This window comes from Streptomyces sp. NBC_01092, from assembly GCF_045039535.1.
Lineage (GTDB): Bacteria > Actinomycetota > Actinomycetes > Streptomycetales > Streptomycetaceae > Streptomyces.
Map to the genome: position 1 here is coordinate 6,319,616 of NZ_CP108659.1, position 25,893 is coordinate 6,345,508.

The 25,893-nt window shown below is 69.9% G+C and carries 26 protein-coding genes and 1 tRNA gene; 19 read left to right on the forward strand and 8 right to left on the reverse strand.

The window, feature by feature from the left end; translation table 11 throughout:
* Positions 1–96 precede the first annotated feature (96 nt).
* The gene (locus OG254_RS28875) at positions 97–951 is read right to left on the reverse strand and encodes an NAD(P)H-binding protein (protein WP_405587282.1); all 855 of its coding nucleotides are present in this window, start codon (positions 949–951) and stop codon (positions 97–99) included.
* Between the two features lie 89 nt (positions 952–1,040).
* Here OG254_RS28875 and OG254_RS28880 point away from each other — a divergent pair, with 89 nt between their 5' ends.
* The 3 genes from OG254_RS28880 to OG254_RS28890 all read left to right on the forward strand — a co-directional run bounded on the left by OG254_RS28880 (position 1,041) and on the right by OG254_RS28890 (position 2,628).
* Entirely contained in the window at positions 1,041–1,448 is a 408-nt protein-coding gene (locus OG254_RS28880; RefSeq protein WP_405587285.1) for a winged helix-turn-helix transcriptional regulator, read from the forward strand.
* A gap of 230 nt (positions 1,449–1,678) precedes the next feature.
* Positions 1,679–2,239 carry a DUF6082 family protein gene (locus OG254_RS28885; RefSeq protein WP_405587288.1) on the forward strand — a complete coding sequence of 187 codons (561 nt, stop codon included), beginning with the start codon at positions 1,679–1,681 and terminating at the stop codon, positions 2,237–2,239.
* Between the two features lie 188 nt (positions 2,240–2,427).
* Positions 2,428–2,628, forward strand: coding sequence for a hypothetical protein (locus tag OG254_RS28890; RefSeq protein ID WP_405587291.1), 201 nt, complete (start codon positions 2,428–2,430; stop codon positions 2,626–2,628).
* A gap of 63 nt (positions 2,629–2,691) precedes the next feature.
* On the opposite strand, the gene OG254_RS28895 is transcribed toward OG254_RS28890, so the two are convergent.
* The 5 genes from OG254_RS28895 to OG254_RS28915 all read right to left on the reverse strand — a co-directional run bounded on the left by OG254_RS28895 (position 2,692) and on the right by OG254_RS28915 (position 9,860).
* On the reverse strand, positions 2,692–3,765 hold the full coding sequence (locus OG254_RS28895) for a 2-oxoacid:ferredoxin oxidoreductase subunit beta (protein ID WP_405587294.1): 1,074 nt from the start codon (positions 3,763–3,765) through the stop codon (positions 2,692–2,694).
* Entirely contained in the window at positions 3,758–5,689 is a 1,932-nt protein-coding gene (locus OG254_RS28900; protein ID WP_405587296.1) for a 2-oxoacid:acceptor oxidoreductase subunit alpha, read from the reverse strand. Before OG254_RS28900 ends, OG254_RS28895 begins: the two co-directional genes overlap by 8 nt.
* A 272-nt stretch (positions 5,690–5,961) precedes the next feature.
* The gene (locus OG254_RS28905) at positions 5,962–6,621 is read right to left on the reverse strand and encodes a LuxR C-terminal-related transcriptional regulator (RefSeq protein ID WP_405595245.1); all 660 of its coding nucleotides are present in this window, start codon (positions 6,619–6,621) and stop codon (positions 5,962–5,964) included.
* Positions 6,622–7,109: 488 nt separating this feature from the next.
* A complete protein-coding gene (locus OG254_RS28910; protein ID WP_405587299.1) occupies positions 7,110–8,474 on the reverse strand; it encodes a sensor histidine kinase in 1,365 nt (454 codons plus the stop codon).
* 123 nt (positions 8,475–8,597) lie between these two features.
* Positions 8,598–9,860, reverse strand: coding sequence for a sensor histidine kinase (locus tag OG254_RS28915; RefSeq protein WP_405587301.1), 1,263 nt, complete (start codon positions 9,858–9,860; stop codon positions 8,598–8,600).
* 280 nt (positions 9,861–10,140) lie between these two features.
* Between OG254_RS28915 and OG254_RS28920 the strand changes: the two genes are divergently transcribed.
* From OG254_RS28920 to OG254_RS28980, 13 genes are all read left to right on the forward strand, one after another.
* The gene (locus tag OG254_RS28920) at positions 10,141–10,572 is read left to right on the forward strand and encodes an NADH-quinone oxidoreductase subunit A (protein ID WP_351199157.1); all 432 of its coding nucleotides are present in this window, start codon (positions 10,141–10,143) and stop codon (positions 10,570–10,572) included.
* A complete protein-coding gene (locus OG254_RS28925; RefSeq protein ID WP_405587303.1) occupies positions 10,563–11,258 on the forward strand; it encodes an NADH-quinone oxidoreductase subunit B in 696 nt (231 codons plus the stop codon). The genes OG254_RS28920 and OG254_RS28925 overlap by 10 nt, the downstream gene beginning before the upstream one ends.
* The gene (locus OG254_RS28930) at positions 11,255–12,505 is read left to right on the forward strand and encodes an NADH-quinone oxidoreductase subunit C (protein ID WP_405587306.1); all 1,251 of its coding nucleotides are present in this window, start codon (positions 11,255–11,257) and stop codon (positions 12,503–12,505) included. Before OG254_RS28925 ends, OG254_RS28930 begins: the two co-directional genes overlap by 4 nt.
* On the forward strand, positions 12,502–13,470 hold the full coding sequence (locus tag OG254_RS28935) for an NADH-quinone oxidoreductase subunit H (protein ID WP_405587309.1): 969 nt from the start codon (positions 12,502–12,504) through the stop codon (positions 13,468–13,470). Before OG254_RS28930 ends, OG254_RS28935 begins: the two co-directional genes overlap by 4 nt.
* A gap of 113 nt (positions 13,471–13,583) precedes the next feature.
* Complete coding sequence (locus OG254_RS28940) at positions 13,584–14,096, forward strand: 4Fe-4S binding protein (protein WP_405595248.1); 513 nt, start codon at positions 13,584–13,586, stop codon at positions 14,094–14,096.
* 17 nt (positions 14,097–14,113) lie between these two features.
* Positions 14,114–14,695, forward strand: a complete 582-nt coding sequence (locus OG254_RS28945) for an NADH-quinone oxidoreductase subunit J (RefSeq protein WP_405595250.1) — start codon at positions 14,114–14,116, stop codon at positions 14,693–14,695.
* Positions 14,695–15,084, forward strand: a complete 390-nt coding sequence (nuoK, locus tag OG254_RS28950) for an NADH-quinone oxidoreductase subunit NuoK (protein ID WP_351199149.1) — start codon at positions 14,695–14,697, stop codon at positions 15,082–15,084. Before OG254_RS28945 ends, nuoK begins: the two co-directional genes overlap by 1 nt.
* Complete coding sequence (locus OG254_RS28955) at positions 15,081–17,075, forward strand: NADH-quinone oxidoreductase subunit L (protein ID WP_405587312.1); 1,995 nt, start codon at positions 15,081–15,083, stop codon at positions 17,073–17,075. Before nuoK ends, OG254_RS28955 begins: the two co-directional genes overlap by 4 nt.
* A 6-nt stretch (positions 17,076–17,081) precedes the next feature.
* Positions 17,082–18,656, forward strand: coding sequence for a NuoM family protein (locus tag OG254_RS28960; RefSeq protein WP_405587315.1), 1,575 nt, complete (start codon positions 17,082–17,084; stop codon positions 18,654–18,656).
* Positions 18,653–20,176 carry an NADH-quinone oxidoreductase subunit N gene (locus OG254_RS28965; protein ID WP_405587318.1) on the forward strand — a complete coding sequence of 508 codons (1,524 nt, stop codon included), beginning with the start codon at positions 18,653–18,655 and terminating at the stop codon, positions 20,174–20,176. Before OG254_RS28960 ends, OG254_RS28965 begins: the two co-directional genes overlap by 4 nt.
* A 242-nt stretch (positions 20,177–20,418) precedes the next feature.
* Entirely contained in the window at positions 20,419–21,279 is an 861-nt protein-coding gene (gene htpX, locus OG254_RS28970; RefSeq protein ID WP_351199142.1) for a zinc metalloprotease HtpX, read from the forward strand.
* Positions 21,276–21,671 carry a YccF domain-containing protein gene (locus OG254_RS28975; protein WP_405587321.1) on the forward strand — a complete coding sequence of 132 codons (396 nt, stop codon included), beginning with the start codon at positions 21,276–21,278 and terminating at the stop codon, positions 21,669–21,671. The genes htpX and OG254_RS28975 overlap by 4 nt, the downstream gene beginning before the upstream one ends.
* A 96-nt stretch (positions 21,672–21,767) precedes the next feature.
* Positions 21,768–22,334 (forward strand): SMI1/KNR4 family protein, encoded by a 567-nt coding sequence (locus OG254_RS28980; RefSeq protein ID WP_405587324.1) that lies wholly within the window; start codon positions 21,768–21,770, stop codon positions 22,332–22,334.
* Positions 22,335–22,401: 67 nt separating this feature from the next.
* On the opposite strand, the gene OG254_RS28985 is transcribed toward OG254_RS28980, so the two are convergent.
* The gene (locus OG254_RS28985; protein ID WP_405587327.1) at positions 22,402–23,661 is read right to left on the reverse strand and encodes an APC family permease; all 1,260 of its coding nucleotides are present in this window, start codon (positions 23,659–23,661) and stop codon (positions 22,402–22,404) included.
* 136 nt (positions 23,662–23,797) lie between these two features.
* Between OG254_RS28985 and OG254_RS28990 the strand changes: the two genes are divergently transcribed.
* On the forward strand, positions 23,798–24,064 hold the full coding sequence (locus OG254_RS28990; RefSeq protein WP_351199134.1) for a GlsB/YeaQ/YmgE family stress response membrane protein: 267 nt from the start codon (positions 23,798–23,800) through the stop codon (positions 24,062–24,064).
* Positions 24,065–24,243: 179 nt separating this feature from the next.
* Here OG254_RS28990 and OG254_RS28995 read toward each other — a convergent pair whose 3' ends face one another.
* The gene (locus tag OG254_RS28995; RefSeq protein ID WP_351199132.1) at positions 24,244–24,732 is read right to left on the reverse strand and encodes a YajQ family cyclic di-GMP-binding protein; all 489 of its coding nucleotides are present in this window, start codon (positions 24,730–24,732) and stop codon (positions 24,244–24,246) included.
* Positions 24,733–24,957: 225 nt separating this feature from the next.
* Between OG254_RS28995 and OG254_RS29000 the strand changes: the two genes are divergently transcribed.
* Both OG254_RS29000 and OG254_RS29005 read left to right on the forward strand, forming a co-directional pair.
* Positions 24,958–25,039 (forward strand) — tRNA-Tyr (locus tag OG254_RS29000).
* Between the two features lie 365 nt (positions 25,040–25,404).
* Positions 25,405–25,815, forward strand: a complete 411-nt coding sequence (locus OG254_RS29005; RefSeq protein WP_405587330.1) for a hypothetical protein — start codon at positions 25,405–25,407, stop codon at positions 25,813–25,815.
* Positions 25,816–25,893: the final 78 nt, after the last annotated feature.

Consider the following 25,893-nt stretch of genomic DNA (forward strand, 5'->3'; position numbering starts at 1 on the left):
AGGTAACGCCGAAAGCCCCCGCGTGTCATGCCCGTATCGCCATACGGTCATGACAGGCAGGGGCTGGAGCGCCCGGGTTGCACCGGGGGGTGCGGGTCAGCCCTTCAGTGCGGCCGAGATCGCCTCGGTGAGCGGCGTGGTCGGACGGCCCGCCAGACGGGACAGGTCCCCGCTGTCGATGACCAGCTCGCCCTTCGCGATGGAGGCGTCCACGCCGGCAAGGATCGCGGCCAAGGGCTCCGGCAGTCCGGCGCCGGCCAGGATGCCGGTGAGGACCTCGCCGGAGACGGGGTTCTCGGCGATCTCCCGGCCGGTCTGCCCGCTCAGCTCGGCGGCGTACTCGGCGAGGCTCCAGGCGACGTCGCCACCCAGCTCGTACGTCTGGTTCTCGTGCCCCTCGCCGGTCAGTACGGCGACGGCGGCGGCCGCGTAGTCGGCGCGGGAGGCGGAAGAGATACGGCCCGCGCCGGCGGCGTGGGTGACCGCGCTGTGCTCCAGGACGGGGGCGAGGTTCTCGGTGTAGTTCTCGTGGTACCAGCCGTTGCGCAGCAGCGCGTACGGCAGCCCCGACTCCAGCAGCGCCTTCTCGGTGCCGCGGTGGTCGTCGGCGAGGGCGGCGGTGAGGCTGCCGGGGGCGCTGGTGTAGGCGAGCAGGGCGACGCCGGCGGACTTGGCGGCGTCGATGACGATCTGGTGCTGACCGACGCGGCCCTTGTCGAACTCGTTGCCGGATATGAGCAGCACCTTGTCGCCGGCCGCGAACAGTCCGTCGAAGGTCTCGGGGGTGTTGTAGTCCGCGACGGCGAGCTTCACGCCCCGTTCGGCGAGGTCGGCGGCCTTCTCGGGGGTGCGGACGACGGCGGTCACCTGGCCGGCCGGAACCTTCTCCAGCAGCTGCTCCAGGACGTGGCGGCCCAGGTGTCCGGTGGCTCCGGTGACGACGATGCTCATGATCAGAACTCCTTGTGGGGTGCGTTGTCACTAACCCTAGGAGCGGCACTAACTCAGCGAAAGTACCCACTTTGAAGTAAGGTACTGGCATGACGGTAAGTGGCGTGGAGAGTGTGACGGCAAGCAGGTACTACGTCGGCGAGCAGATGTGTCCGCACCGGCTGGTCCTGGAGCACGTCACCAGCCGCTGGGGCGTCCTCGTCCTGATCCAGCTCCAGGAGCGGCCCTTCCGCTTCAGCGAGCTGCGCCGTGCGATCGGCCGGGTGAGCGAGAAGATGCTGACCCAGACCCTCCAGATCCTGGAACGCGACGGCCTCGTCCATCGCGACGCCAAGCCCGTGATCCCCCCGAGGGTCGACTACTCCCTCACCGATCTGGGCCGCGAGGCGGCGGAACAGGTGCGTGCGCTCGCGCTGTGGACCGAGCGGCGGATGGGCGAGGTGCAGAAGGCGCGCGAGGTGTACGACGCGCGAAAAGGCGGCTCTGAGCAGGGATGACGCGGGCGCCCGGGCCTCGTCGGCAGGAATGCCCACGGCGCCTGGGGGCACACATATGTCAGGGCGTTGGTCGACATGCGAGACACGTCCTTCCATGCGCCCCCTTTCCGCCTCCCACGCCGCCTTTGACGGGCGGGCAATGTGGAGGCGGAGTGCTACGCCCACCCGTGTGCCGACTCGCGCTGCCACCGCATGGCGCACGTTCACTGGACCCAGGGGGTTGCCTTGACATGGCCACACAGACTCCGGCCGCCCGGCCCAGCAGGATCGGTTCTGCGGTAATGGTGGGACTCGGTTTCGTGCGTGCGCCGTTCAGCCGTGGCCGTCGCCGGCGTCAGGAGGAACTCATGCTGGAACTGTTGCGCCAGCTGACGCGGATGACCGAGGAGATGCGCCGGGCGAATCTGATCCAGCAGTACCGGCTCTCCGTGGAGCAGATGGATCGAGCGATCGACGATCCGGCGCTGGCTGCGGCCATGAGCACGCTGACTGGGCTCTCCGAGCGCAGACGCCGGCAGATGCTCTTCTCCAACCGTCAGTACGGGGTGCTTCTGATGGCTCACCGCGTGGGTGTCTACGACTGGGACGAGCTCGTCGGCCACCTGCGTGTCCTGTGCCGCAACGAGGTGTTCGCGGAGTACTGGGCCTCCACGGTCGAGCATCGGCGCAGCGTCCCCGACGAGTCCCTCGAAAGCCGCGTCGGGTCGGTCGTGGACGGCATGTTGGAGGACTTACGGGATGATCCGGACGAATGGTGGGTCGTAGGCCCCGTTCCTGAGTCGCGGGAATGAATGTGAGAGGGGTCACATTTGAGGGCGCACCCCATGTAAGATCCAGAGCACTGTGAACCCAAGGGGCGTCACTCATCGAGTGGCGCCCCTTGAGACGCGGGGCTGCGCGGCCCCGAGAGGGGACCGCTCAGGTGCGCGACGAAGTCTCGCCGTTCCGAATCGCCCGTCGGATTGGGGACGCTCCTGCCTTGCGGGGGAGTGGAACCGGCGAGACATGTCCGGACCTGTTCGAACTCAGCAACGGCGATTTCGCGGTCATCGGCACCGAGGCCACGGCCGACCTCGACCCGCACCTCCCCCCGGACGCGGCCCGGGCGGACTACGAGCGCATCGTCGTCATCACGCGTGACACCCTCATCCGCGCCAAGAGGGACATCCCCGACGCCTGACGCAGAGGGCCCGGACGCCGTAGTGCGCCCAGGCCCTTCGTCATACCGTCGATCAGCCGCTGGTCAGCCGACCACCGTCCAGGTGTCCCCACCCGCCAGCAGCGCCGCCAGGTCCCCCTTGCCGTTCTGCTCGATCGCCGAGTCCAGCTGGTCGGCCATCTGTGTGTCATACACCGGGCGGTCCACCGCGCGGAACACGCCGATCGGGGTGTGGTGCAGGGTGTCCGGGTCGGCCAGGCGGGACAGGGCGAAGGCCGTGGTCGGGGACGCGGAGTGGGCGTCGTGGACCACGATCTGCGACTCGTTCTCCGGTGTCACCGTGACGACCTTCAGGTCACCGGTCTGCGCGTCGCGGACCACGCCGCGTGCGCCGTCGGTGCCGAAGCGGATCGGCTGCCCGTGCTCCAGGCGGATCACCGCCTCCTCCGCCTGCTGCCTGTCCTTCAGGACCTCGAAGGCGCCGTCGTTGAAGATGTTGCAGTTCTGGTAGATCTCGATCAACGCCGTACCCCGATGGGCCGCCGCCTCGCGCAGCACCTGGGTGAGGTGCTTGCGGTCGGAGTCGACCGTGCGGGCCACGAAGGACGCCTCCGCGCCGATCGCGAGGGACACCGGGTTGAAGGGCGCGTCCAGCGAACCCATCGGCGTCGACTTGGTGATCTTGCCGACCTCGGAGGTCGGGGAGTACTGGCCCTTCGTCAGGCCGTAGATCCGGTTGTTGAACAGCAGGATCTTGAGGTTGACGTTGCGCCGCAGGGCGTGGATCAGGTGGTTGCCGCCGATCGACAGCGCGTCGCCGTCGCCCGTGACCACCCACACGCTCAGGTCCCGGCGCGACGTGGCCAGCCCTGTCGCGATCGCGGGGGCGCGGCCGTGGATGGAGTGCATCCCGTACGTGTTCATGTAGTACGGGAAGCGGGACGAACAGCCGATGCCCGAGACGAAGACGATGTTCTCCTTGGCCAGCCCCAGCTCCGGCATGAAGCCCTGGACCGCGGCCAGGATCGCGTAGTCACCGCAGCCGGGGCACCAGCGCACTTCCTGGTCGGACTTGAAGTCCTTCATGGACTGGCGGGCCTCGGCCTTGGGGATGAGCGAGAGCGCCTCGATCGTGCCTTCCGTGGACGTCTCAGGCATCGATGGCCTCCTTGAGAGCCTTGGCAAGCTGTTCCGCCTTGAACGGCATGCCGTTGACCTGGTTGTACGAGTGGGCGTCCACCAGGTACTTCGCCCGGACCAAAGTGGCGAGCTGGCCGAGGTTCATCTCGGGGATCACCACCTTCTCGTAGCGCCCGAGTACCGCGCCCAGGTTGCGCGGGAACGGGTTCAGATGGCGTAGATGCGCCTGCGCGATCGACTCGCCCGCGGTGCGCAGGCGGCGTACGGCGGCCGTGATCGGGCCGTACGTCGATCCCCAGCCCAGCACCAGCGTCTTCGCCTCGTGCGGGTCGTCGACCTCCAGGTCCGGCACCTCGATGCCGTCGATCTTGGCCTGGCGGGTGCGGACCATGAAGTCGTGGTTGGCCGGGGCGTACGAGATGTTGCCCGTGCCGTCCTCCTTCTCGATGCCGCCGATCCGGTGCTCCAGGCCCGGGGTGCCCGGGATCGCCCATGGCCGGGCGAGGGTCTGCGGGTCGCGCTTGTACGGCCAGAAGACCTCGCTGCCGTCCTCCAGGGTGTGGTTCGGGCCCTGCGCGAACTGCACGGTCAGATCCGGCAGCTCGTCCAGCTCCGGGATCCGCCAGGGCTCGGAGCCATTGGCCAGATAGCCGTCCGACAGCAGCATCACAGGAGTGCGGTACGTCAGCGCGATCCGCGCCGCCTCCAAAGCCGCGTCGAAACAGTCGGCCGGAGTGCACGGGGCGACGATCGGGACGGGTGCCTCGCCGTTGCGCCCGAACATCGCCTGGAGCAGGTCCGCCTGCTCGGTCTTGGTCGGCAGGCCGGTGGACGGCCCGCCCCGCTGGATGTCGATCACCAGCAGCGGCAGCTCCAGGGAGACCGCGAGGCCGATGGTCTCCGACTTCAGCGCCACGCCCGGGCCGGACGTCGTCGTCACCGCCAGCGAGCCGCCGAAGGCCGCCCCCAGTGCCGCGCCGATGCCCGCGATCTCGTCCTCGGCCTGGAAGGTCCGTACGCCGAAGTTCTTGTGCCGGCTCAGCTCGTGCAGGATGTCCGAGGCCGGGGTGATCGGGTACGAGCCCAGATAAAGCGGCAGGTCCGCCTGGCGGGACGCGGCGATCAGCCCGTAGGACAGCGCCAGGTTCCCGGAGATGTTCCGGTAGGTGCCGACCGGGAAGGCCGTAGTCGCCGGGGCGATCTCGTAGGAGACGGCGAAGTCCTCGGTCGTCTCGCCGAAGTTCCAGCCTGCGCGGAAGGCGGCGATGTTGGCGGCCGCGATGGCGGGCTTCTTGGCGAACTTCGACTTCAGGAACTTCTCGGTGCCCTCGGTCGGGCGGTGGTACATCCAGCTCAGCAGGCCCAGCGCGAACATGTTCTTGCTGCGCTCGGCCTCCTTGCGGGTGAGGTCGAACTCCTTCAGCGCCTCGACCGTCAGAGTCGTCAGCGGCACCGGGTGGAGGCTGTATCCGTCGAGCGAGCCGTCCTCCAGCGGAGAGACGTCGTAGCCCACCTTCTGCATCGCCCGTTTGGTGAACTCGTCCGTGTTGACGATGATCTCCGCGCCGCGCGGCACATCGCCGAGGTTGGCCTTCAGGGCCGCCGGATTCATCGCCACCAGCACGTTCGGTGCGTCGCCCGGGGTCAGGATGTCGTGGTCGGCGAAGTGCAGCTGGAAGGAGGACACGCCCGGCAGGGTTCCGGCAGGAGCGCGGATCTCGGCGGGGAAGTTCGGCAGCGTCGACAGGTCGTTGCCGAAAGACGCCGTTTCCGAGGTGAAGCGGTCGCCGGTGAGCTGCATACCGTCGCCCGAGTCCCCCGCGAATCGAATGATCACTCGGTCCAGCCGGCGGACGTCCTTCGTCGTCCCTGCCGGTTTGCGCTGCTCTCCCACGACGGCTTCGTCGGCCTGCTCGGATGGGCTACTGACCTGGCTGGTCACTGAACTGGACCTCCTTCGAGGCGGCTGTCTGGGCATGGCCTTCCCGCAAGCCTTCCCAGGATCAACCCTACGTCCGTAAAGGTCGCCCTCCCCGGGCCATTCGCATGACGGACATGGATGTGAAGCGGTTCGCCACCCTGACTTGTCATGATTCACACGCCCCCCGGCGCTGCTTTTGAAGACGCTCCCTGTTGTTTGTTCGGTTGCCGTATTCGCATCCGTCCGGTGGACGCCGGAGCGGTCACCCACCTGACTGACACGGGATCGGCCCGTCAGGAGTTCAGGTAGGTGAGGACCGCGAGTACGCGTCGGTGATCCCCGTCGCTCGGGGACAGCCCGAGCTTGAGGAAGATGTTGCTGACGTGCTTCTCGACGGCGCCGTCGCTCACCACCAGCTGCCGGGCGATGGCGGAGTTGGTCCGCCCCTCGGCCATCAGCCCCAGGACCTCGCGCTCGCGTGGGGTGAGCCCCGCGAGGACGTCCTGCTTGCGGCTGCGGCCCAGCAGCTGGGCGACGACCTCCGGGTCCAGCGCCGTACCCCCCTGGGCCACCCGCACCACCGCGTCCACGAACTCCCGGACCTCGGCCACCCGGTCCTTGAGTAGATAGCCGACCCCTCTGCTGGAGCCGGCCAGCAGCTCCGTGGCGTACCGCTCCTCCACGTACTGCGACAGCACGAGCACTCCGAGTCTTGGGTGGACCTTGCGCAGCAGCACGGCCGCCCGCACCCCCTCGTCGGTGTGCGTCGGCGGCATCCGTACGTCCGCGACCACCACGTCCGGCAGCTCGCCCTGCGCGTCCAGCTCCGTGATGGTCTTCACCAGCGCGTCGCCGTCCCCCACCCCCGCCACGACCTCATGCCCACGGTCGGTCAGCAGCCGGGTCAGTCCCTCCCTGAGCAGCACCGAATCCTCGGCGATGACCACCCGCACCCTGTCCTCCACGATCCCCGGCCCCCCGAGCCTTGGCGTTCGGCCGAGCGCGCCCCGGCCCTGTCGTCCCTCGCGACCTCAGTATCCCGCGATCGGCTCTTCCGCACCGGGCCTGTGGATAACCTGTCGGCCGCAGTTCGGATCGCGTGGGCACGAAGGGGGCGAATTGGGGGCGCAAGCTCAGGGGGTCCTTGCGAACAAACGGAAAGCCGGCACTGGGAAGTCCGGCAGTAGGAGAGCCGACGCCGGCACCTGAAAGCCCGGCACCTGACAGCCCGAGCCTTGGAAGGCCGGCCAAAGGGGAACCCGGCATACGGCCCACCGCGAACCCGGTATACGGAATCCCGGCATACGGATCCGGCATACGGAATCCGGCCTGCGGACCCGGCAAATGGAATCCGGCCCAGGGAATCCGGCACACGGAAATCCGGCCCCGAACCAACCGGAGCCGGATCCGCACCTGAGCGGGCCGAACGGCACACCCGGAACTAAACGGTCCGCCAGGGCAGCTCCGCCGTTATCCGAGTCGGCCCGCCGACCGGCGAGTCCACCACCAGAATTCCGTCCACCGCGTCCAGCCGCTCGGCCAGCCCGGACAGGCCCGAGCCGCCGGAGGTCGCCGCGCCGCCGATGCCGTTGTCCACGACCTGCAGCATCAGCCGGTTCTCCACCCGCCACACATCCACGGCCGCCCAAGTGGCTCGCGAATGCTTGCTGATGTTCTGCAGCAGCTCCGACACCGTGAAGTACGCGATCCCCTCGATCGCCGGCACCGGCCGCTCCGTCAGGTCGACCTGGACCTCCACCGGCACCGTGCACCGCGAGGAGACCGCCGACAGGGCCGCGTCCAGGCCGCGGTCGGTCAGGACGGCCGGGTGGATGCCGCGGGCCAGATCGCGCAGCTCCTGCAGCGCCGTCTTCACCTCGCCGTGCGCCTCGTCGACCATCCGTGCCGCCGCCTGCGGGTCCTCCGCCAGCTTCTCCTTCGCCAGGCCCAGATCCATGGCCAGGGCCACCAGCCGGGCCTGGGCGCCGTCGTGCAGGTCGCGCTCGATGCGCCGCAGGTCGGCAGCGGCCGTATCGACCACCACACCGCGGTCGGACTCCAGCTCCACCACGCGCGTGGCCAGCCGCGACGGCCCGAGCAGGCCATGCACCAGCAGCCGGTCCACCGTCGTCAGCGCCCGCACGATCCAGGGCGTGGCCAGCGTGAACAGCAGGCCCACCAGTGCGGTGACCGTGATCTCGAAGGGGTTGTCGAGGTACATGCGGTGGGTCTCGTCGCCGTACAACTGAAGACCGTCCTGACCGGCCCACATCGGGAAGACCCAGAACCACAGCGGATACGTCAGCATGGCCCAGCCGAAGGCCCACACGTTCACCGCGACCACGAAGGAGAACGTCGCCCACGGCAGGTGCAGCACCGCGTACAGCAGCGAACGCCACGACGTGCCGCTCTTCAGGACGGCGCCCATCCAGCCCATGAAGCCGCGCTTGCGCATCCGCAGCGGCTCCGGCTCGGCGACCTCCAGGTCCAGCAGCGCACGCGCGCGTACCCGCTCCAGCGCCCCGAAGCCGCGGCAGCCGGCCAGGCCCGCCGCCAGCACTGGGATGCCGAGGAACGTCACCAGCAGGCCCACGCCCAGCGACACCATCGTGATGGCGTACACGAACAGCATGATGCTGATCGGCAGGCTCAGCAGCACATACCCGAACTCGCGCCAGCTGCGCCCCTCGAACGGCGCCCGCAGCCCGGCCGGCAGCCGGTGCCGCCGCTCGCCGCCGTGCTCGGGAAGGCCGCGCTCGGGGAAACCGAGCCCCTGCCCGTAACCCTGTCCGTACTCCGTGGCCATCGGCGTCGTCCGTTCTCCTCGTCCCGTCAGCCCCGCCGGGGCTGTGCCGTCGTAACTCCACCCTCCTCGACCACAGGTCCGCGGAACATGGAGGCCGTCGGCGTCTTGAACGGGGGGTTTTCCCTACCCCTGCCCTGCGGTGCGGTCCCGCCAGGGCAGCTCGGCCGTCACCGTCGTGGGGCCGCCCTGCGGCGACTCGATGACGAACAGTCCGTCCACGGCCTCCAGCCGGTCGGCGAGCCCGCGCATGCCCGTGCCGCCCTCCCGTCTCCCACCACCACCCTCAACCGAATCGCTGCGCGATGTACCTCCATTTCCCAGGCGCGCGCCGCCCCGGCCGTCGTCCCACACCTGGATGAGCAGCCGGTCGTCCGAGCGCCACACGTCGACCGACGCCGACTTCGCCCCGCTGTGCTTGCTGATGTTCTGCAGCAGCTCGGAGACGGTGAAGTAGGCGATGCCCTCGATGGCCGCGGCCGGCCTGGACGGCAGGTCGGCGGTCACCTTCACGGGCACCGTGCAGCGTGAGGCGACCGACGACAGGGCGGCGTCCAGGCCGCGGTCGGTCAGGACGGCCGGGTGGATGCCGCGCGCCAGATCGCGCAGCTCCTGGAGCGCGAGCTTCACCTCGCCGTGCGCCTCCTGGACCATCGAGGCCGCGGCGTCCGGGTCCTCCAGGAGCTTCTCCTTGGCCAGGCCCAGCCCCATGGCGAGGTTGACCAGGCGGGCCTGCGCGCCGTCGTGCAGATCGCGCTCGATGCGCCGCAGATCGGCGGCCGCCGTGTCCACGACGACCCCCCGGTCCGACTCCAGTTCGGCGATACGGCGCTCCAGCTCGTCGGAGGGCGACAGCAGGCCGCGCACCATCGCCCGGTCCGCGTTCGTCAGGCCCCGCGCGATGAAGGGCAGCACCGGCCACAGTACGAACAACGAGGTCAGCGCGATGACGAAGGTGAGGATGCCCCAGGGCAGGCGGATGAAGTCGTACAGGATCGTGCGCCAGCCGACCGGGTCCTTCAGCGCCATCCACAGCTGCGGGAAGAAGCCGTCCTTGCCGCCGCGCAAAGGCAGCGGACTCGGCTCGGCCACCTCCACGCTCAGCAGCGCACGCGCGCGTGCGCGCTCCATCTTGCCCAGCTGCCGTGCACCCACCAGGCCGGCCGCCAGCAGCGGGAAGCCGATCACCGTCAACGTCAGCAAGGCACCGGTGAACAACACCACCGCGACATAGGTGAAGCCGAGCAGGGCCAGCGGAAGGTTCGCCAGGAGGTGCGCGATCTCCTTCCAGGTCTGCCGGTCGTAGGCGAAACGGGCCGGTGGCAGCGGTGGCTGCTCGCGTTCGGACCGCCGTGAGGCGTCCCACGAAGGGCTGGGGCGTTCGGTCATATGGGCTAGCGTGCCGCGCGGCGGGCCGCCGCGCCATGGAGCGGGCCGCCGAGATCTCCGGGGGAAAACCCCACCCCGTGACCGACCGGGCAGCACATCCCCGCGTCTCGACGAGATCTCAACGCGTGACGGGCTGCTTACGGTCTCTTTAGCAGGGCCTAGACTCCCGTGCGTACAGATCGTCGAACAGGGGTGTTCACGCGATCACATATCGCAGGACACTGGTCACAGGGCCTGTTCCTGGGGCATCGGTCACGAGGTCAGGGAGCGAGGGGCGGACGTGTCGGACCAGACCGTCGTCGTCGCGGCGGACGCGCAGGCCGGGCGCCATGTGGTCGTCGCGGCGGACTACTTCCAGTCCTACTCGGTCGTCGGACTGCTCGCCCTCGTCGGCGTGCTGTTCGTCGCCGTCGCGTTCGGAGCGGGCCGCCTGCTGCGCCCCGTGGTCCCCACGCCCGAGAAGCTCATGACGTACGAGTGCGGCGTCGACCCCGTCGGCGAGGGCTGGGCGCACACCCAGGTCCGGTACTACGTCTACGCCTTCCTGTACGTGATCTTCGCCATCGACTCGATCTTCCTGTTCCCCTGGGCCACGGTCTTCGCCGACCCGGGCTACGGCGCGACCACGCTCGTCGAGATGTTCATCTTCCTGGGCTTCCTGGCCGTGGGCCTGCTCTACGCATACAAGAAGGGCGTCCTGGCATGGACGTGACGCCAGACACCGAGGGGCAGCCGGTACTGCTGCCGGAGCCGAAGCGGCTGGGCGCACTGGCCCGTCTCGCGCCGGAGCCGATGAAGGTGATCCTGAACTGGGGCCGCCGCTACTCGCTCTGGGTCTTCAACTTCGGCCTCGCCTGCTGCGCGATCGAGTTCATCGCCGCGTCGATGGCCCGCCACGACTTCATCCGCCTCGGCGTGATCCCCTTCGCGCCCGGCCCCCGCCAGGCCGACCTCATGGTCGTCTCGGGCACGGTGACGGACAAGATGGCCCCGGCCGTCAAGCGGCTGTACGAGCAGATGCCCGAGCCGAAGTACGTCATCTCCTTCGGGGCGTGCTCCAACTGCGGCGGACCGTACTGGGACTCCTACTCCGTCACCAAGGGCGTCGACCAGATCATCCCCGTCGACGTCTACGTCCCCGGCTGCCCGCCGCGCCCCGAGGCGCTGCTCCAGGGCATCCTGAAGCTCCAGGAGAAGATCGCCCGGGAGTCGCTGGGGGAGCGGTACGGCAGCGGGACGGCGCGCCCGTCGGCGGCGGCGTTGCAGAGCGGGTTGGTGCGGGGGCCGCAGGTGCCGGGTGCGGGTGGTGCCGGTGGTGCCGGTGGTTCGAGTGACGCCGGTGGTGCGGGTGGTGTCGGCGGTACGGGCGCCACGGGCTCGGGGGAGGCCGCCCGATGACGACGATCGGCTGGCTGCCCGCCCCTGTCGAAGACCTCTTCGGTCCGGAGGCGACGGCCGAGGAGTCGTACGAGGTCCTGACGGTCGACGTACCCCCGGCCTCCTGGATCGCCGCGCTTGAGGCGGCCCGCGACGAGCTGGGCTGCACCTACTTCGACTGGCTGAGCGCGGTCGACGAACCGGGCACGGGTTTCCGCGTCGTGGCCCACGTCGCCGCCCTTTCTCCGGTACGGCGCCTCCTGGTCCGTACGACGGTCCCGCACGAGGCGCCGACGCTGCCCTCGGCGGTGGGCGTCTACGCGGGCGCGGCCTGGCACGAGCGGGAGACGCACGAGATGTTCGGCGTGGTGTTCTCCGACCACCCGGCCCTTGACCACCTGCTCCTCCCGGACAACTTCGAGGGCCACCCCCTGCGCAAGGACTTCGTCCTGGCGGCCCGCGTCGCCAAGGCCTGGCCCGGCGCCAAGGAACCCGGCGAGTCCGAGCACGGCGGCCCCAAGCGCCGCCAGATGCTCCCGCCCGGCGTCCCCGACCCGAACGAGTGGGGCCCTCTGAAGGGCCAGCTTCCCCCTGCCCCGGCCCGCCCGGCCCGTGCCGTGGGCCGCACAGCGGGAGACCGCCCGGCCCGAGCGACCGGCGATCGGCCGGCACGGACAGCGGGCGAACGACCGGTGCGTCGTGCTCGTACGGCGGCGGAGGGTTCGGCGAGTCAGGCGGTGCCGGAGGCCGGGGCGGCGGAGGGTGCTGCGCCTGCGCCTGCGCGTCGTGCTCGTACGGCGGCGGAGGGTTCGGCGAGTCAGGCGGTGCCGGAGGCCGGGACGCCCGAGGGCACTAATCCTCCGTCCGGCCCTCGCCGCTCGCGCAGCGCCTCGCAGGGCTCGGCGAGCCAGGGGACCACGCCGGACGCCGCGGCGCCCGAAGCCGCCGCCCCCGCCGAGTCGGCGCCCGAACCTGCCGCCCCCGCCGAGTCGGCGCCCGACACGGCCACCTCCGAGGCGGCGCCCCCCAAGGCGCCCCGCAGCCCGGACGCCCCGTGGCACCACGCCCGTCCGGCCTTCGACGAGCCGGAGCCCGAGCGCCCGTCCGAGCCGCAGCCCGAGCGCCCGTCCGAGTCCGAGCCCGAGTCAGGGCCGGAACCGGAATCGGCACCCGCGCCGTCCGACGGCGCTGAGGCGGCGCCCACCGCCGAGCCCGCCCCTGATGCAGACCCCGCAGACCGCAACGACTCCGCAGGAGGCCCGCAGTGAACGACGCGCTCGACGTCACCCTGCGACTCCTGATCGTCTTCGTCGTCTTCCTCACCTTCCCCCTGATCATCGGCCAGACCGAGCACAAGGTGATGGCCCACATGCAGGGCCGCCTCGGGCCGATGTACGCCGGTGGCTTCCACGGCTGGGCCCAACTCGTCGCCGACGGCGTGAAGTTCGCGCAGAAGGAGGACGTCGTCCCGGCCGGCGCCGACCGCCGTATCTTCCAGCTCGCCCCCGCCGTGGCCCTCCTGCCTTATCTGCTCGTCCTCCTCGCCATCCCCATCGGCCCGAGCGAGGGCGCGGTCGGCGAGGTCATCGACGCGGGCATCTTCTTCGTCCTCGCCGTGATGGGCGTGGGCGTGCTCGGTTCGCTCATGGCCGGCTGGGCCTCGGCCAACAAGTTCTCCCTCCTCGGCGGCTTGCGCACCGCCGCCCAGCTCCTGGCCTACGAACTCCCGATGCTGCTCACCGCCGCCTCCGTGGCGATGGCGGCCGGCACCGTCTCCCTCCCCGGCATCCTCGACGCCTTCGAGTGGTGGTGGCTGCCCTGGCAGATCGTCGGCGCGATCGTCTTCTTCATCGCCGGACTGGCCGAACTCCAGCGCCCGCCCTTCGACATGCCCGTCGCCGACTCGGAGATCATCTTCGGCGCCTACACCGAGTACACCGGCCTGCGCTTCGCCCTCTTCCTCCTTGCCGAGTACGCCGGAATCGTCGTCCTGTGCGGCCTGACCACCGTCCTCTTCCTGGGCGGCTGGCACGGCCCGTGGGGCGCGGACGGCCTCGGCTGGGTTTGGACCCTGCTGAAGACGGCCGTCCTTGCCTTCATCGTGATCTGGCTCCGCGTCACCTACCCCCGCCTGCGCGAGGACCAGCTCCAGAAGCTCTCCTGGACCCTCCTGGTCCCGCTCTCCCTCGCCCAGATCGCCCTCACCGGCGTCGTCAAGGTGGTGATCCAGTAACCATGTCCCGCCCGTCACCCGACCACCACCCCTCACCGACGCCCTCCGGGCGGCCCCGCCTGTCGATTCCTGGAAGCGGCCTGGCCAAGGGCCTGGCCGTCACCCTCCGCACGATGACGAAGAAGTCCGTCACCGCGCAGTACCCGGACACCCAGCCCGACCTCCCGCCCCGCACCCGTGGTGTGATCGGCCTGTTCGAGGAGAACTGCACGGTCTGCATGCTCTGCGCCCGCGAGTGCCCCGACTGGTGCATCTACATCGACTCCCACAAGGAGACGGTTCCGGCGGCGACCCCGGGTGGCCGCGAGCGCAGCCGCAACGTCCTCGACCGCTTCGCCATCGACTTCGCCCTGTGCATGTACTGCGGTATCTGCATCGAGGTCTGTCCTTTCGACGCCCTGTTCTGGTCCCCGGAGTTCGAGTACGCCGAGACCGACATCCGCGAGCTCACCCACGAGCGCGACAAGCTCCGCGATTGGATGTGGACCGTCCCGGCCCCACCCGCTCTCGACCCCGGCGCGGAGGAGCCCAAGGAGATCGCCGCCGCCCGCAAGACCGCCGAGAAGCTGGCGGCCGCGCAGGCCGAGCCGACCGAGCCGACCCAGGCGCAGGAGGGCGAGTCGTGAGCCCCACCTCCGCCGCGCTGACGACGGCCGCCGACACCCACGGTTTCCTCTCCCCGACCGGCGTCGAGATCGCCTTCCTCCTCGTCGGCCTGGTCACCTTCGGCGCCGCCCTGGTCACCGTCACCACCCGGCAGCTGGTGCACGCCGCCCTGTGGCTGGTGGTCGCGCTCGGCGGGCTCGCCGTCGAGTACCTCCTGCTCACCGCCGAGTTCATCGCCTGGGTGCAGGTCCTGATCTACGTCGGTTCCGTCGTCGTCCTCCTTCTCTTCGGTCTGATGCTCACGAGGGCCCCCATCGGCCGCTCTCCGGACGCCGACTCCGGCAACCGCTGGGTCGCCCTCACCGTGGCCGTCGCCGCCGCGGGCACCCTGGTCTGGGTGGTCGTCGACGCCTTCCGCACGACCTGGATCGACCTCGACGGTCCCGCCGCCGGCTCCACCCGGGCCACCGGCGAGAGCCTCTTCCAGAACTGGGTCCTCCCCTTCGAGGCCCTCTCCGTCCTCCTCCTCGCCGCCCTGGTCGGCGCGATCGTCCTGTCCCGCAAGGCGAAGGAGACCGCCCCCGAGCCCGGCGCCCCGAGCGAGAAGGAGCCGCGCTGATGCATCTCGCCTATCCCGCCGTACTCTCCGCCCTCCTCTTCTGCACCGGCCTGTACGGCGTCCTCGCCCGCCGCAACGCGATCCTGGTCCTGATGTCCGTCGAGCTGATGCTCAACGCCGTCAACCTCAACCTGGTCGCCTTCGACGTCTGGCTCAGCAAGGCCGCCGAGGAGACCCTGCACTCCGGCCAGGCCCTGACCCTGTTCACCATCACCGTCGCCGCCGCCGAGATCGGCATCGGCCTGGCGATCGTCCTCGCCGTCCACCGCAACCGCGGCACCGCCGACATCGACAAGCTCCGCGACACCGCCGAGGGTCACGAGAGCGACGGCCCCGACCACGACGCCCTCACCACCGGGCAGGCCGAGAAGGCTGAGGCCACCGCGTGACCACGACCACCCTCGCCGTACTCGTCCCCCTCCTTCCTTTCCTCGGCGCCGTGGCCGGGCTGCTCCTGGGCCGCACGGCCCCCGGCTTCGTCCGCCCGCTCGCGATCCTGCCGACGCTCGCGTCCCTGGTGCTGGCGGCGGTCGTCGCCGTGCGCCAGGGCGGCGACCAGGCGATCAACGCCGCCACCGAGCTCACGCCCACCGGCTCGGTCCCGATCGAACTCGCCCTGTACATCGACGGCTTCGCCGCGCTGGTCGCCGTACTCGTCGGCGTCGTCGCCACCTGCGTGCAGATCTACTCGACGGGCTACCTGCGCGAGGACCCGCGCTACCCCTCCTACGCCGCGCTCGTCTCCCTGTTCACCTCCGCGATGCTGCTCGTCGTCTACTCCGGCGACCTGATGGTGCTGCTGGTCGGCTGGGAGATCATGGGCATCTGCTCGTACTTCCTGGTCGGCCACTACTGGGAGACCCCGGAGGCCCGTGCCGCCTCCATCAAGGCCTTCCTGGTGACCAAGCTCGGTGACGTCCCTTTCCTCATCGGCCTGTTCGCGCTGGCCACCGACGCCGGTTCCTTCCGCATCACGAAGGTCCTCGACACCGTCGCGAACGGCGGACTCGAAAACCCGACCCTGATCGCTCTGCTGCTTCTCGCGGGCGTGGCGGGCAAGTCGGCGCAGTTCCCGCTGCACACCTGGCTTCCCGACGCGATGGCCGGCCCGACGCCCGTCTCCGCGCTGATCCACGCCGCGACGATGGTCGCCGCCGGTGTCTATTTCGTCGCCCGGCTCCTTCCGGTTTTCGAGGCATCCCAGGCCGCGATGATCGTCCTCGCCGCGATGGCCGCCGTCACGATGATCGGCTCCGGCCTCGCCGCGCTCGCCCAGGACGACATCAAGCGCGTCCTCGCCTACTCGACGATCGGCCAACTCGGCTACATGACCGGCGCGCTCGCCGTCGCCGACCGCGGTGCCGCCGTCTTCCACCTCCTGTCCCACGGCGCCTTCAAGGCGCTGCTGTTCCTCGCGGCCGGCGTGATCATCCACGCCGCCGGCACCAACTCGCTGGCCGCCATGTCCCGCATGGGCCACTTGCGCGACCGCGTCCCGGACGCCTTCTGGACGATGACCGTGGCGCTCCTCGCGCTCGCCGCGATCCCGCCGTTCAGCGGCTTCTTCTCCAAGGAGTCCGTCCTCGGCGCCGCCGAGCAGGTCGCCACCGGCCACACCGAGCACGCCCCCGGCGCCACGGGCTGGCTCGTCCTCGTCTCGGGCCTGCTCACGGCCCTGCTCACCGCCGCGTACGCGATGCGCCTGTGGCTGCTGGCCTTCCGCGGCCGGGGCGCCGAGGCCCCCGACCACGGCAGGCAGCCGCTGACGATGACCGTGGTGCTGTGGGTGCTCGCCGTGCCGTCCCTCGCCGTCGGCGGGCTCGCCTACCGCGTGCTGCCCGACTGGTTCGACGGCCGTGATCTCACCCCGACCCTCACCACCTCCGTTCTCGGCACGGGCGTGGCCCTGGTCGGCGGCATCGTCACGTACGCGGCCTGGCGGCACACCACGGCGGTGGCGGCTCGTGCTCAGCTGGGTGCGGTAGCGGCTCACCCCGAGGGTGACGCCGCCCAGGTCGAGGCGGAGGCCATGGCCGGCCATGAGCCCGTCAACCGACACGTGGCCGCCGCGCCCGACCCGGCGGACCCGAGCCGTCTGCTGCTCGGCCCGCTGTACCGTCACGCGGCCGTCGGCTTCCACGTCGACGCCGTGTACTCGGCGCTGTTCGTCCGCCCAGTCCAGGCCGGCGCGAGTCTCGTCCGGTTCCTCGACCGCGAGGTCGTCGACACCTACGTACGCGGCGCGGGCGCCCTACCCCGCTGGCTCGGCATCGCCGTACGGCGCGCCCAGACCGGCAATGTGCAGACCTATGTGAGCGCGCTGCTCGCCGGCACCGTCGTCCTCGCGGTCGCCGCCGTCCTCGTCGCCACGGGAGCGTGAGCAGGCGTGATCGATATCAACGAGTCCGTGATGCAGTTCCTTCTGGCGTTCGTCGTCGTCGGCCCGCTCCTCGGCGCCGCCGCCGCTCTCCTGCCCACCCCGCCCGGGCTGAAGGGGAAGTCCCCCGACCAGGCCGTGCTCCGGCACGGCGTCACCGTCGCCGGCGCGGTGCTCATCGCGGCGATCGTCCTCACGCTCGGCTTCGACCACGACCAGCCGTCGAAGATGCAGGCCAGCACGGACATCAGCTGGATCCCCGCACTCGACGTGCGCATCCACCTCGGCATCGACGGCATCTCTCTCCCCCTTGTCGTCCTGACCGCGCTGCTGACCTTCCTCTGCGCGCTCTACTCGTACTTCAAGATGCCTTCGGGCCCGACCCCGAAGGCCTTCGTCGCACTGGTGCTCGTCCTGGAGTCCGGCACCCTCGCCACCTTTGCCGTCCTCGACCTGCTCCTGTTCTTCCTCGCCTTCGAGATGGTCCTCATCCCGATGTACTTCCTCATCGCCCGCTGGGGCGGCGAGGGCCGCGCCGCGGCCGCCTGGAAGTTCATCCTCTACACGCTGCTCGGATCCGTGGTCATGTTGCTCGGCCTGCTCCTGATCGGAATCAAGGCGGGCACATTCGACATGGTGGCACTCGCCACTGACAACGGCCGGTCGCTGACCACATCCGTGCAGGTCATCGCGGTTTTGGCGATCGGTCTCGGGCTCGCGGTGAAGACGCCGATGTGGCCGTTGCACAGCTGGCTGCCCGACGCCCACACCGCCGCCCCGACCGTCGGCTCGGTCCTGCTGGCCGGTGTGCTGCTGAAGATGGGTACGTACGGGTTCGTCCGGATTCTGCTGCCGATCACCCCGGACGGCTTCGCCGACTTCGCGCCCTACCTCGCCGCCTTCGCCGTCGTCGGGATCATCTACGGATCGCTGGCCTGCCTCGCCCTCGCCAAGCAGGGTGCGAAGGGCGACCTCAAACGCCTCATCGCCTACTCCTCGGTCGGCCACATGGGCTTCGTCCTGCTCGGCATCGCCACGATGACCCCGACCGGCGTGAACGGCGCCCTGTTCGCGAACATCGCCCACGGCCTCATCACCGGCCTCCTCTTCTTCCTGGTCGGCGCGCTGAAGGACCGTACGGGGACCACCGACCTCGACACCCTCGCCGACAAGACCGGCGCGGCCCTCTACGCCAAGACCCCCCGCCTCGGCGGCCTGCTCGCCTTCGCCGCGGTCGCCTCGCTCGGGCTGCCGGGGCTCGCCGGGTTCTGGGGCGAGATGCTCGCGCTGTTCGGAGCGTTCGACCCCGCCCCCGAGCTCAGCCGCCCGGCCTTCCTCACCTTCATGGCGATCGCCGCCTTCGGCACCCTGCTCACGGCCGCGTACCTGCTGGTCGTGGTCCGCCGCGTCTGCATGGGTGCCGCGCCCCAGGAGGCCCCGAAACTCGCCGACGTCCAGAGCTACGAGTTCGCGGCCTGGACCCCGCTCGTCGCCCTCACCGTCGTCGCCGGACTGTGGCCGAAGACCCTCCTCGGCCTGACCGACCCGGCCGTGCAGCAGCTCCTCGCAGGAGGCACCCGATGAGCTCCCTGGCCCAGCCGATGGCCGCGAACCTCGTCCAGTCCGTCGACTGGCTCGCCGTCGCGCCGCCCACCATCGCGGCGGCCGTCGGACTCGTGGTCCTCGTCGCCGACCTGTTCATCGCGGAGCACAAGAAGGCGGTGCTCGGCTGGACGTCCGTGGCCGGCCTGGCCGCCGCCGCGCTCCTGCTGCTGCCCCTCCTGGACGGCGACCGCTCCACGTTCTGCCTGGCGGGCGACGCCGGCCTGTGCAGCTATACGGCCGACCGCTTCACCCTCGTCATCCAATTCCTGGTCCTCGGCGGCGCACTCCTCGCGGCCCTCCTGTCCGTCACCGCGCTCAAGGACGCCAACAAGCAACTCCCCGAAGGGGAGTTCTGGTTCCTGCTGCTCTCCTCCGCCGCCGGAGCCGCCCTGCTGCCCGCCTCCCGGGACCTGGCGACCCTCATCGTCGCTCTGGAAGTCGCCTCGCTTCCCGCCTTCGCGCTCGTCGGCCTGCGCCACGGCGACCGCAAGTCCTCCGAAGCCGCACTGAAGTTCTTCCTGTCCTCGGTCACCGCGACCGCGGTCAGCCTCATGGGCATCAGCTTCGTGTACGCCTCCACGGGCACCCTCTACCTCACGCAGATCGCCGACCGCGTTCAGAACGTCGACGGACAGCTCCAGACCCTCACCCAGACCGGAGTCGTCCTCACCCTGGTCGGCTTCGCCTTCAAGACGGCCGCCGTGCCCTTCCACTTCTGGGTACCGGACACCTACGTAGGGGCGCCGCTGCCGATCGCCGCCTACCTGTCGGTCGTCGGCAAGGCGGTCGGCTTCACCGGGCTGATCCTCGTCACCGTCATCATGCTGCCGTCGTACGCCGACGTCTGGGGCCCCGCCCTCGCGGCGCTCGCCGCCCTCACCATGACCGTCGGCAACGTCGGTGCCCTGCGCCAGCAGGCCACGCGCGCGTACAGCGCGGTACGCCTGCTCGCCTGGTCCTCCGTCGGCCAGGCCGGCTACCTCCTGGTGCCGATCGCCGCCGCCGCTTACTCGGACGACGCCGAGCGCTCCATCGGCTCCACCGTCGCCTACGCCCTCATGTACGCCGCCGTGAACCTCGGCGCCTTCGCGGTGGCCGCACTCGTCGGCCGCACGAAGACCCTCAACCGCATCAGCGACTACCGCGGCCTGTACGCGCGCAACCCCCTGTCCGCCCTGATCCTGGCCTTCTTCCTGCTCTGCCTCGCCGGACTCCCGCCGGGCATCATCGGCCTCTTCGCCAAGGTCACCGTCTTCTCCGCCGCCGTGGACGCCGGGCTCGGCTGGCTGGCCGTGGTCATGGCCGTCAACGTCGTGATCGCGCTGTTCTACTACCTCCAGTGGACGGCCCTGCTGTTCCGCGCCCCCGAGGGCGAGCCCGTCAGGTACCTCGCCCCCGCACCGCTCACGGCCGCGATGGCCGTCACCGGGGTCGTCGGCATCGTCCTGTCCGGAGCCCCCCAGCTGATCCTGCGGTTCGCCGACACCGGGCTCTTCTGAGCCCTGGCGCCCAGCCCTGGGGGCGTTCCGCACGCGCGCGCGTGGGACATCCCGCCTCCCACGCGCGCGGGCGCGTTCACCCGTACGGCCCACGCCCGCCGCCGTACGCACAAGGGAACCCGTGGCCCTCGCCTGGCGTTGACCAGTACAGAAGGGTCCACTGGACGTGACACCACGGCACCAGTGGCATCGCAGATCGACCAGCAAAGGGTTCCCCTGCCGCACCACTTGGAGGGCGTACCGTGCACCGCCGGCACAACGGGCTCAGGACCGCAGTCCTCCTCGGGGGACTGTCCGCAATCATCATCGTCATCGGCAGTTTCTTCGGCCGCATGGGGCTCGTCATCGCGGTGGTCATCGCGCTGGGCACGAACGCGTACGCCTACTGGAACAGCGACAAACTGGCGCTACGCGCGATGCGCGCCCGTCCGGTCAGCGAGTTCGAGGCCCCGGGGCTGTACCGCATGGTCCGCGACCTCTCCACCCAGGCCCGCCAGCCGATGCCGCGCCTCTACATCTCACCGACGGAGGCGCCGAACGCGTTCGCGACGGGCCGCAACCCGCGCAACGCCGCCGTGTGCTGCACTGAAGGAATCCTGCGCATTCTCGACGAGCGCGAACTGCGCGGTGTCATCGGCCACGAGTTGAGCCATGTCTACAACCGCGACATCCTGATCTCGTCGGTCGCCGGGGCCCTCGCCTCGGTGATCATGTTCCTGGTCAACTTCGCGTGGCTGATCCCGATCGGCCGCTCCGATGACGACGACGGCCCCGGCATCCTCGGCCTGCTGCTGATCATGATCCTCGGGCCGCTCGCCGCCGCGCTCATCCAACTGGCGATCAGCCGCTCCAGAGAGTACGAGGCCGACGCGTCCGGGGCCCAGCTCACCGGTGACCCGCTCGCCCTGGCCAGCGCGCTGCGCAAGCTCGACGCCGGCACCAAGCAGCTTCCGCTGCCACCCGAGCCGCGCATCGAGACCGCCAGCCACATGATGATCGCGAACCCGTTCCGCCCAGGTCAGGGGTTCTCCAAGATGTTCTCCACCCACCCGCCCATGGCGGAGCGTATCTCCCGGCTCGAGAGGATGGCTGGTCCCCGGTGAAAACCATCCTGAACGTCATATGGCTCGTCCTGAGCGGCTTCTGGCTGTTCCTCGCCTACCTGGCCGCGGGCCTGCTGCTGTGCATCACCATCATCGGCATCCCGTTCGGCATCGCGGCCTTCCGCATCGGCGTCTACGCCCTGTGGCCCTTCGGGTACACGACGGTCGAACGCCGCGACGCCGGAGCCCCTTCCTGCATCGGCAACGTGCTGTGGCTGGTCCTGGCGGGCTGGTGGCTCGCCATCGGCCACATCGTCACCGGCCTGCTGCTGTGCGTCACGATCATCGGCATCCCGTTCGGCATCGCCAACTTCAAGCTGATCCCGGTGTCGCTGTTCCCGCTGGGCCGCGAAATCGTGCCGACGGACAGGCCGTTCGCGTCGAGCTGGTAGCCGGGCGCGACGCGGGGAACGGGCGAGGGTTTTCCACAATCCGGCGGTTATCCACAGCCCGGACCGATTGTCAGTGGCGGCTTGCATCATGAATGCATGACCGAGTACGAGCAGTTGCTGACGAGGGTGGCGGACAAGGCCCGCAACACCCGACCGTGGGGCTGGACTTCACTTCCCGAGCCCGTGGACGCGGCCACCGTGGCCCGTGCCGAGGCCGCCCTCGGCTTCCGACTGCCGCCGCTGCTCGCCGACCTCTACCTGCGCATAGGAGACGGCGGATTCGGCCCGGAGTACGGCCTGTTGCCCCTGCTCGACAGCCTTCCGGCCGGCGAGCCCGCCGCTGTCACGCAGTACCTCGCCAACCGCGACAGCGCCCGCAAGGACCCCGACTGGCCCTGGCCCGAGGGCGTCCTGCCGATATCCCACTGGGGCTGCGCGATGTACGCGTGCGTCGACTGCCTCAGCCCTCAGTCCACCGTCCTGCTCTTCGAGCCGAACGCCGACGACGCCGACCACGCGTGGTACGTGGACGCCCCGAGCCTCACACACTGGCTGCGCGCCTGGACCGACGGCACGGGCTGGTACGAGGAGATGAACGAGGAGCTGGAGATGGCCCCTTGGGCCGACTTCCGCATACGCACGACGGCGGCACCCGCGTCCTGACCGGCCCTGCCGCCGCGATGCGGCCCCGCCTCCCACCCTCGCCCTGCCTACCCGGCAGCCTCCTGGTCTACCGCCCCCGCGCCGCCACCCACCGCCGTACGCCATACGCGACCACGCCCACCGCCAGCACACCCGCACCGACAACCACCGAGACCCCCGGAAGGGAGAACGCCAGAACCACGCACCCGAGAAGCCCCACTACGGGTACGACGCGCGAGGTCAGGGCGGAGTCGAGAGTCCAAGCGGACGCGTTGGCCACCGCGTAATAGGCCAGCACACCGAACGACGAGAACCCGATCGCGCCCCGCACATCCACCGTGGCCGCCAGCACCGCGACCACCGCGCCCACGGCGAGTTCGGCCCGGTGGGGGACCTGGAAACGCGGATGCACGACCGCCAGGGCACCGGGCAGATGCCGATCGCGGGCCATGGCCAGCGTCGTCCTGGAGACACCCAGGATCAGCGCGAGCAGCGAGCCGAGCGCGGCGACGGCGGCGCCCACCCGTACCACCGGCGCCAGCCCCGGCACCCCGGCCGCCCGTACCGCGTCGGCCAGCGGTGCGCCCGCCTGCCCGAGACCTTCCGACCCCAGAACAGAAAGGACAGCCACCGCCACACACGCGTACACCACCAGCGCGATGCCGAGGGCCAGCGGAATCGCCCGCGGAATGGTGCGCGCGGGGTCCCGCACCTCCTCGCCGAGGGTCGCGATCCGCGCGTATCCGGCGAACGCGAAGAACAGCAGCCCCGCCGCCTGAAGCACTCCGCCGACGCCGCCCGAGGCCCCGATGTCCAGACGCCCGGCATCGGACTCCCCGGACCCCAGACACACGACCACGACACAAGCGAGGACAGCGAGGACCACAGCCACGATCGCCCGCGTCAGCCAGGCGGACTTCTGGACGCCGCCGTAGTTCACCGCGGTCAGCGCCACCACGGCCGCGACCGCCACCGCGTGTGCCTGCTCCGGCCAGACGTACGCGCCCACGGTGAGGGCCATCGCCGCACAGGAGGCCGTTTTGCCGACCACGAACGACCAGCCCGCGAGATACCCCCAGAACGGCCCGAGCCGTTCGCGCCCGTAGACGTAAGTGCCACCCGAGGCGGGATACAGGGCGGCCAGTCGCGCCGACGACGTGGCGTTGCAGTAGGCGACCACGGCCGCGACCGCCAGCCCGAGCAGCAGTCCTGACCCGGCCGCGCGCGCCGCCGGCCCCAGCGCGGCGAAGATCCCGGCTCCGATCATCGAGCCGAGCCCGATCACCACGGCGTCCCCGACCCCCAGGGTGCGCCGCAGCTCGGACGAGGCGGAGCTGGGCTGTGTCATGGCCGGAACCCTACTGATCGCTGCAACCGAGGGATGCCACCGTGTCGTCCTGTCCATCAACGGAGCACGAACAAGCGCGCCCGAGATCACAGTGCCGGAAAAGTGCAGGCACAGCGCGGAGGGGCAGGTTCAAGGCATGACGATCATCAGCTGGATCATTCTGGGGCTGTTGGCCGGGGCCATCGCCAAGTTCCTGCTGCCGGGCCGCGACCCGGGCGGCTTCATCGGCACGACGCTGATCGGCGTCGCGGGCGCGTTCATCGGCGGCTGGATCTCGGCCCGCTGGCTGGACCACCCGATCACCACGGACTTCTACGACGGCGCGACATGGGCCTCGGCGATCGGCGGCTCCCTCGTGCTCCTGATCGCCTACCGCCTCCTGTTCGGCCATTCCCGCAGCTGAACGGGACAGCCTGAGAGCGACACCTCCGGACCGCAGCCAGCAGGCGAGAAGGGTGGGCATCCACAACGGGTGCCCACCCTTCCTCGTACATCCGACTCAACCGGGCCGGCCGACTCAGCCGGAACGACCGGCCGACGATCAGCCGCTCCGGTGAATCAGCCGCTCGGCGGATCCCTCGCCTACCGGTAGTTCACGAACTGCACCGCGAAGTCGAAGTCCTGGCCCTTCAGCAGGGCGATCACGGCCTGGAGGTCGTCACGGCTCTTTGAGCTGACCCGCAGTTCGTCGCCCTGCACCTGGGCCTTCACGCCCTTCGGGCCCTCGTCGCGAATGATCTTCGCCACCTTCTTCGCGTTCTCCTGGGAGATGCCCTCCTCGATCGACGCGAAGATCTTGTACTCCTTGCCCGAGAGCTGGGGCTCGCCCGCGTCCAGGGCCTTCAGGGAGATCCCACGCTTGATCAGCTTGGACTGGAAGACGTCGAGGATGGCGTTCACCCGGTCCTCGGAGTTCGCCTCCATCAGGATCTTTTCACCGGACCACGAGATCGAGGCACCCACGCCCTTGAAGTCGTAGCGCTGCGAGATCTCCTTGGCGGCCTGGTTGAGGGCGTTGTCGACCTCCTGCCGCTCGACCTTCGAGACGATGTCGAAACTGGAGTCGGCCATGTCCTGTGGCTCCTTGTATCGGGGTGCGTGTGGGGTGCGAATCGGCGGGTGTGGGGGTGGCCGCCGAGCCCGGGGCAGGCCCCGGACCGCATCCGGACAAGCCTAGCCACCCGTCGTCCCCCGGGAGGCGATCAATCGGGTGGCGAAGCACCCCTCCACATCGGGTATTGTTTACGTCGTTGCCAGCGAGCACCGCCGAAGAGCGGTTCGAACGGCAGCAACCCCGGCGGTGTGCCCGAGCGGCCAAAGGGAGCAGACTGTAAATCTGCCGGCTCAGCCTTCCCAGGTTCGAATCCTGGCGCCGCCACACGGAAACAAAGGGTCCGTGACCTGCGTTCATTGCAGGTCACGGGCCCTTTGTCATGCGCTGCCGAACGGGACAGGCTGTCTCACCCCGTCTCGATGTGTGTGGACGGAGCGTGGACGGGACTTTCACCGTTACCCGCGTCGCTCCACGTGTCGAGGGAGTGGTTCCACTTCATCTCCGGGCCGACCGAGGCAGTTGACCCGAGGCCTGTCGCTCCGAGGGTTTGGGGTGAACTCACTGAGCGCGCATGGGAGCGCCGCTGCCAGAAACCGGCCAGATGATCTTGAGGACTACAATCGGGCCCAACCCCTCACTCGACCAGAGGGGTTCACGCTGAGATGCGTGACTGAGGAACGGGGTGCGAGATGAAGAAGACAGTCGGCAGAATCGCCATAGCTTTCGCCGTGGCCGTCGGCGGCCTGGTGGCCACTAGCGGTACGGCGAACGCATACGGCACCGGGGATTGCTCGTACTCGAAGCAGAGGACGGCGTCGGGCAGCGGGGACTCGGTCATCCTTCAGATCTGGCGGTGCCCGGACGGGCACGACTACGCCAAGGGGATCATCTCCGGCAGCGCCAACGCCTCCAAGGCGCGGGTGTGGATGGACGACTCGATCAACGGCGGGCGCAGCTGGACCGCGCGCCAGTACACGACCAGCCCGTCGAGGTCGACGCAGACGCCGCAGAACAACCTGCTGTTCGACGGCTCGCCGCACAAGGTGCGGGCATGTGGTGACACCAGCGGTCACCGGACCATCTGCACTGCCTGGTACTGACCTGGCCGGCCGGGTCGCCGACCGCAGCCGGTCCGCCGGTCCGCGTCACGGAGCCGCCGCTCACTTCTCGTGGGCGGC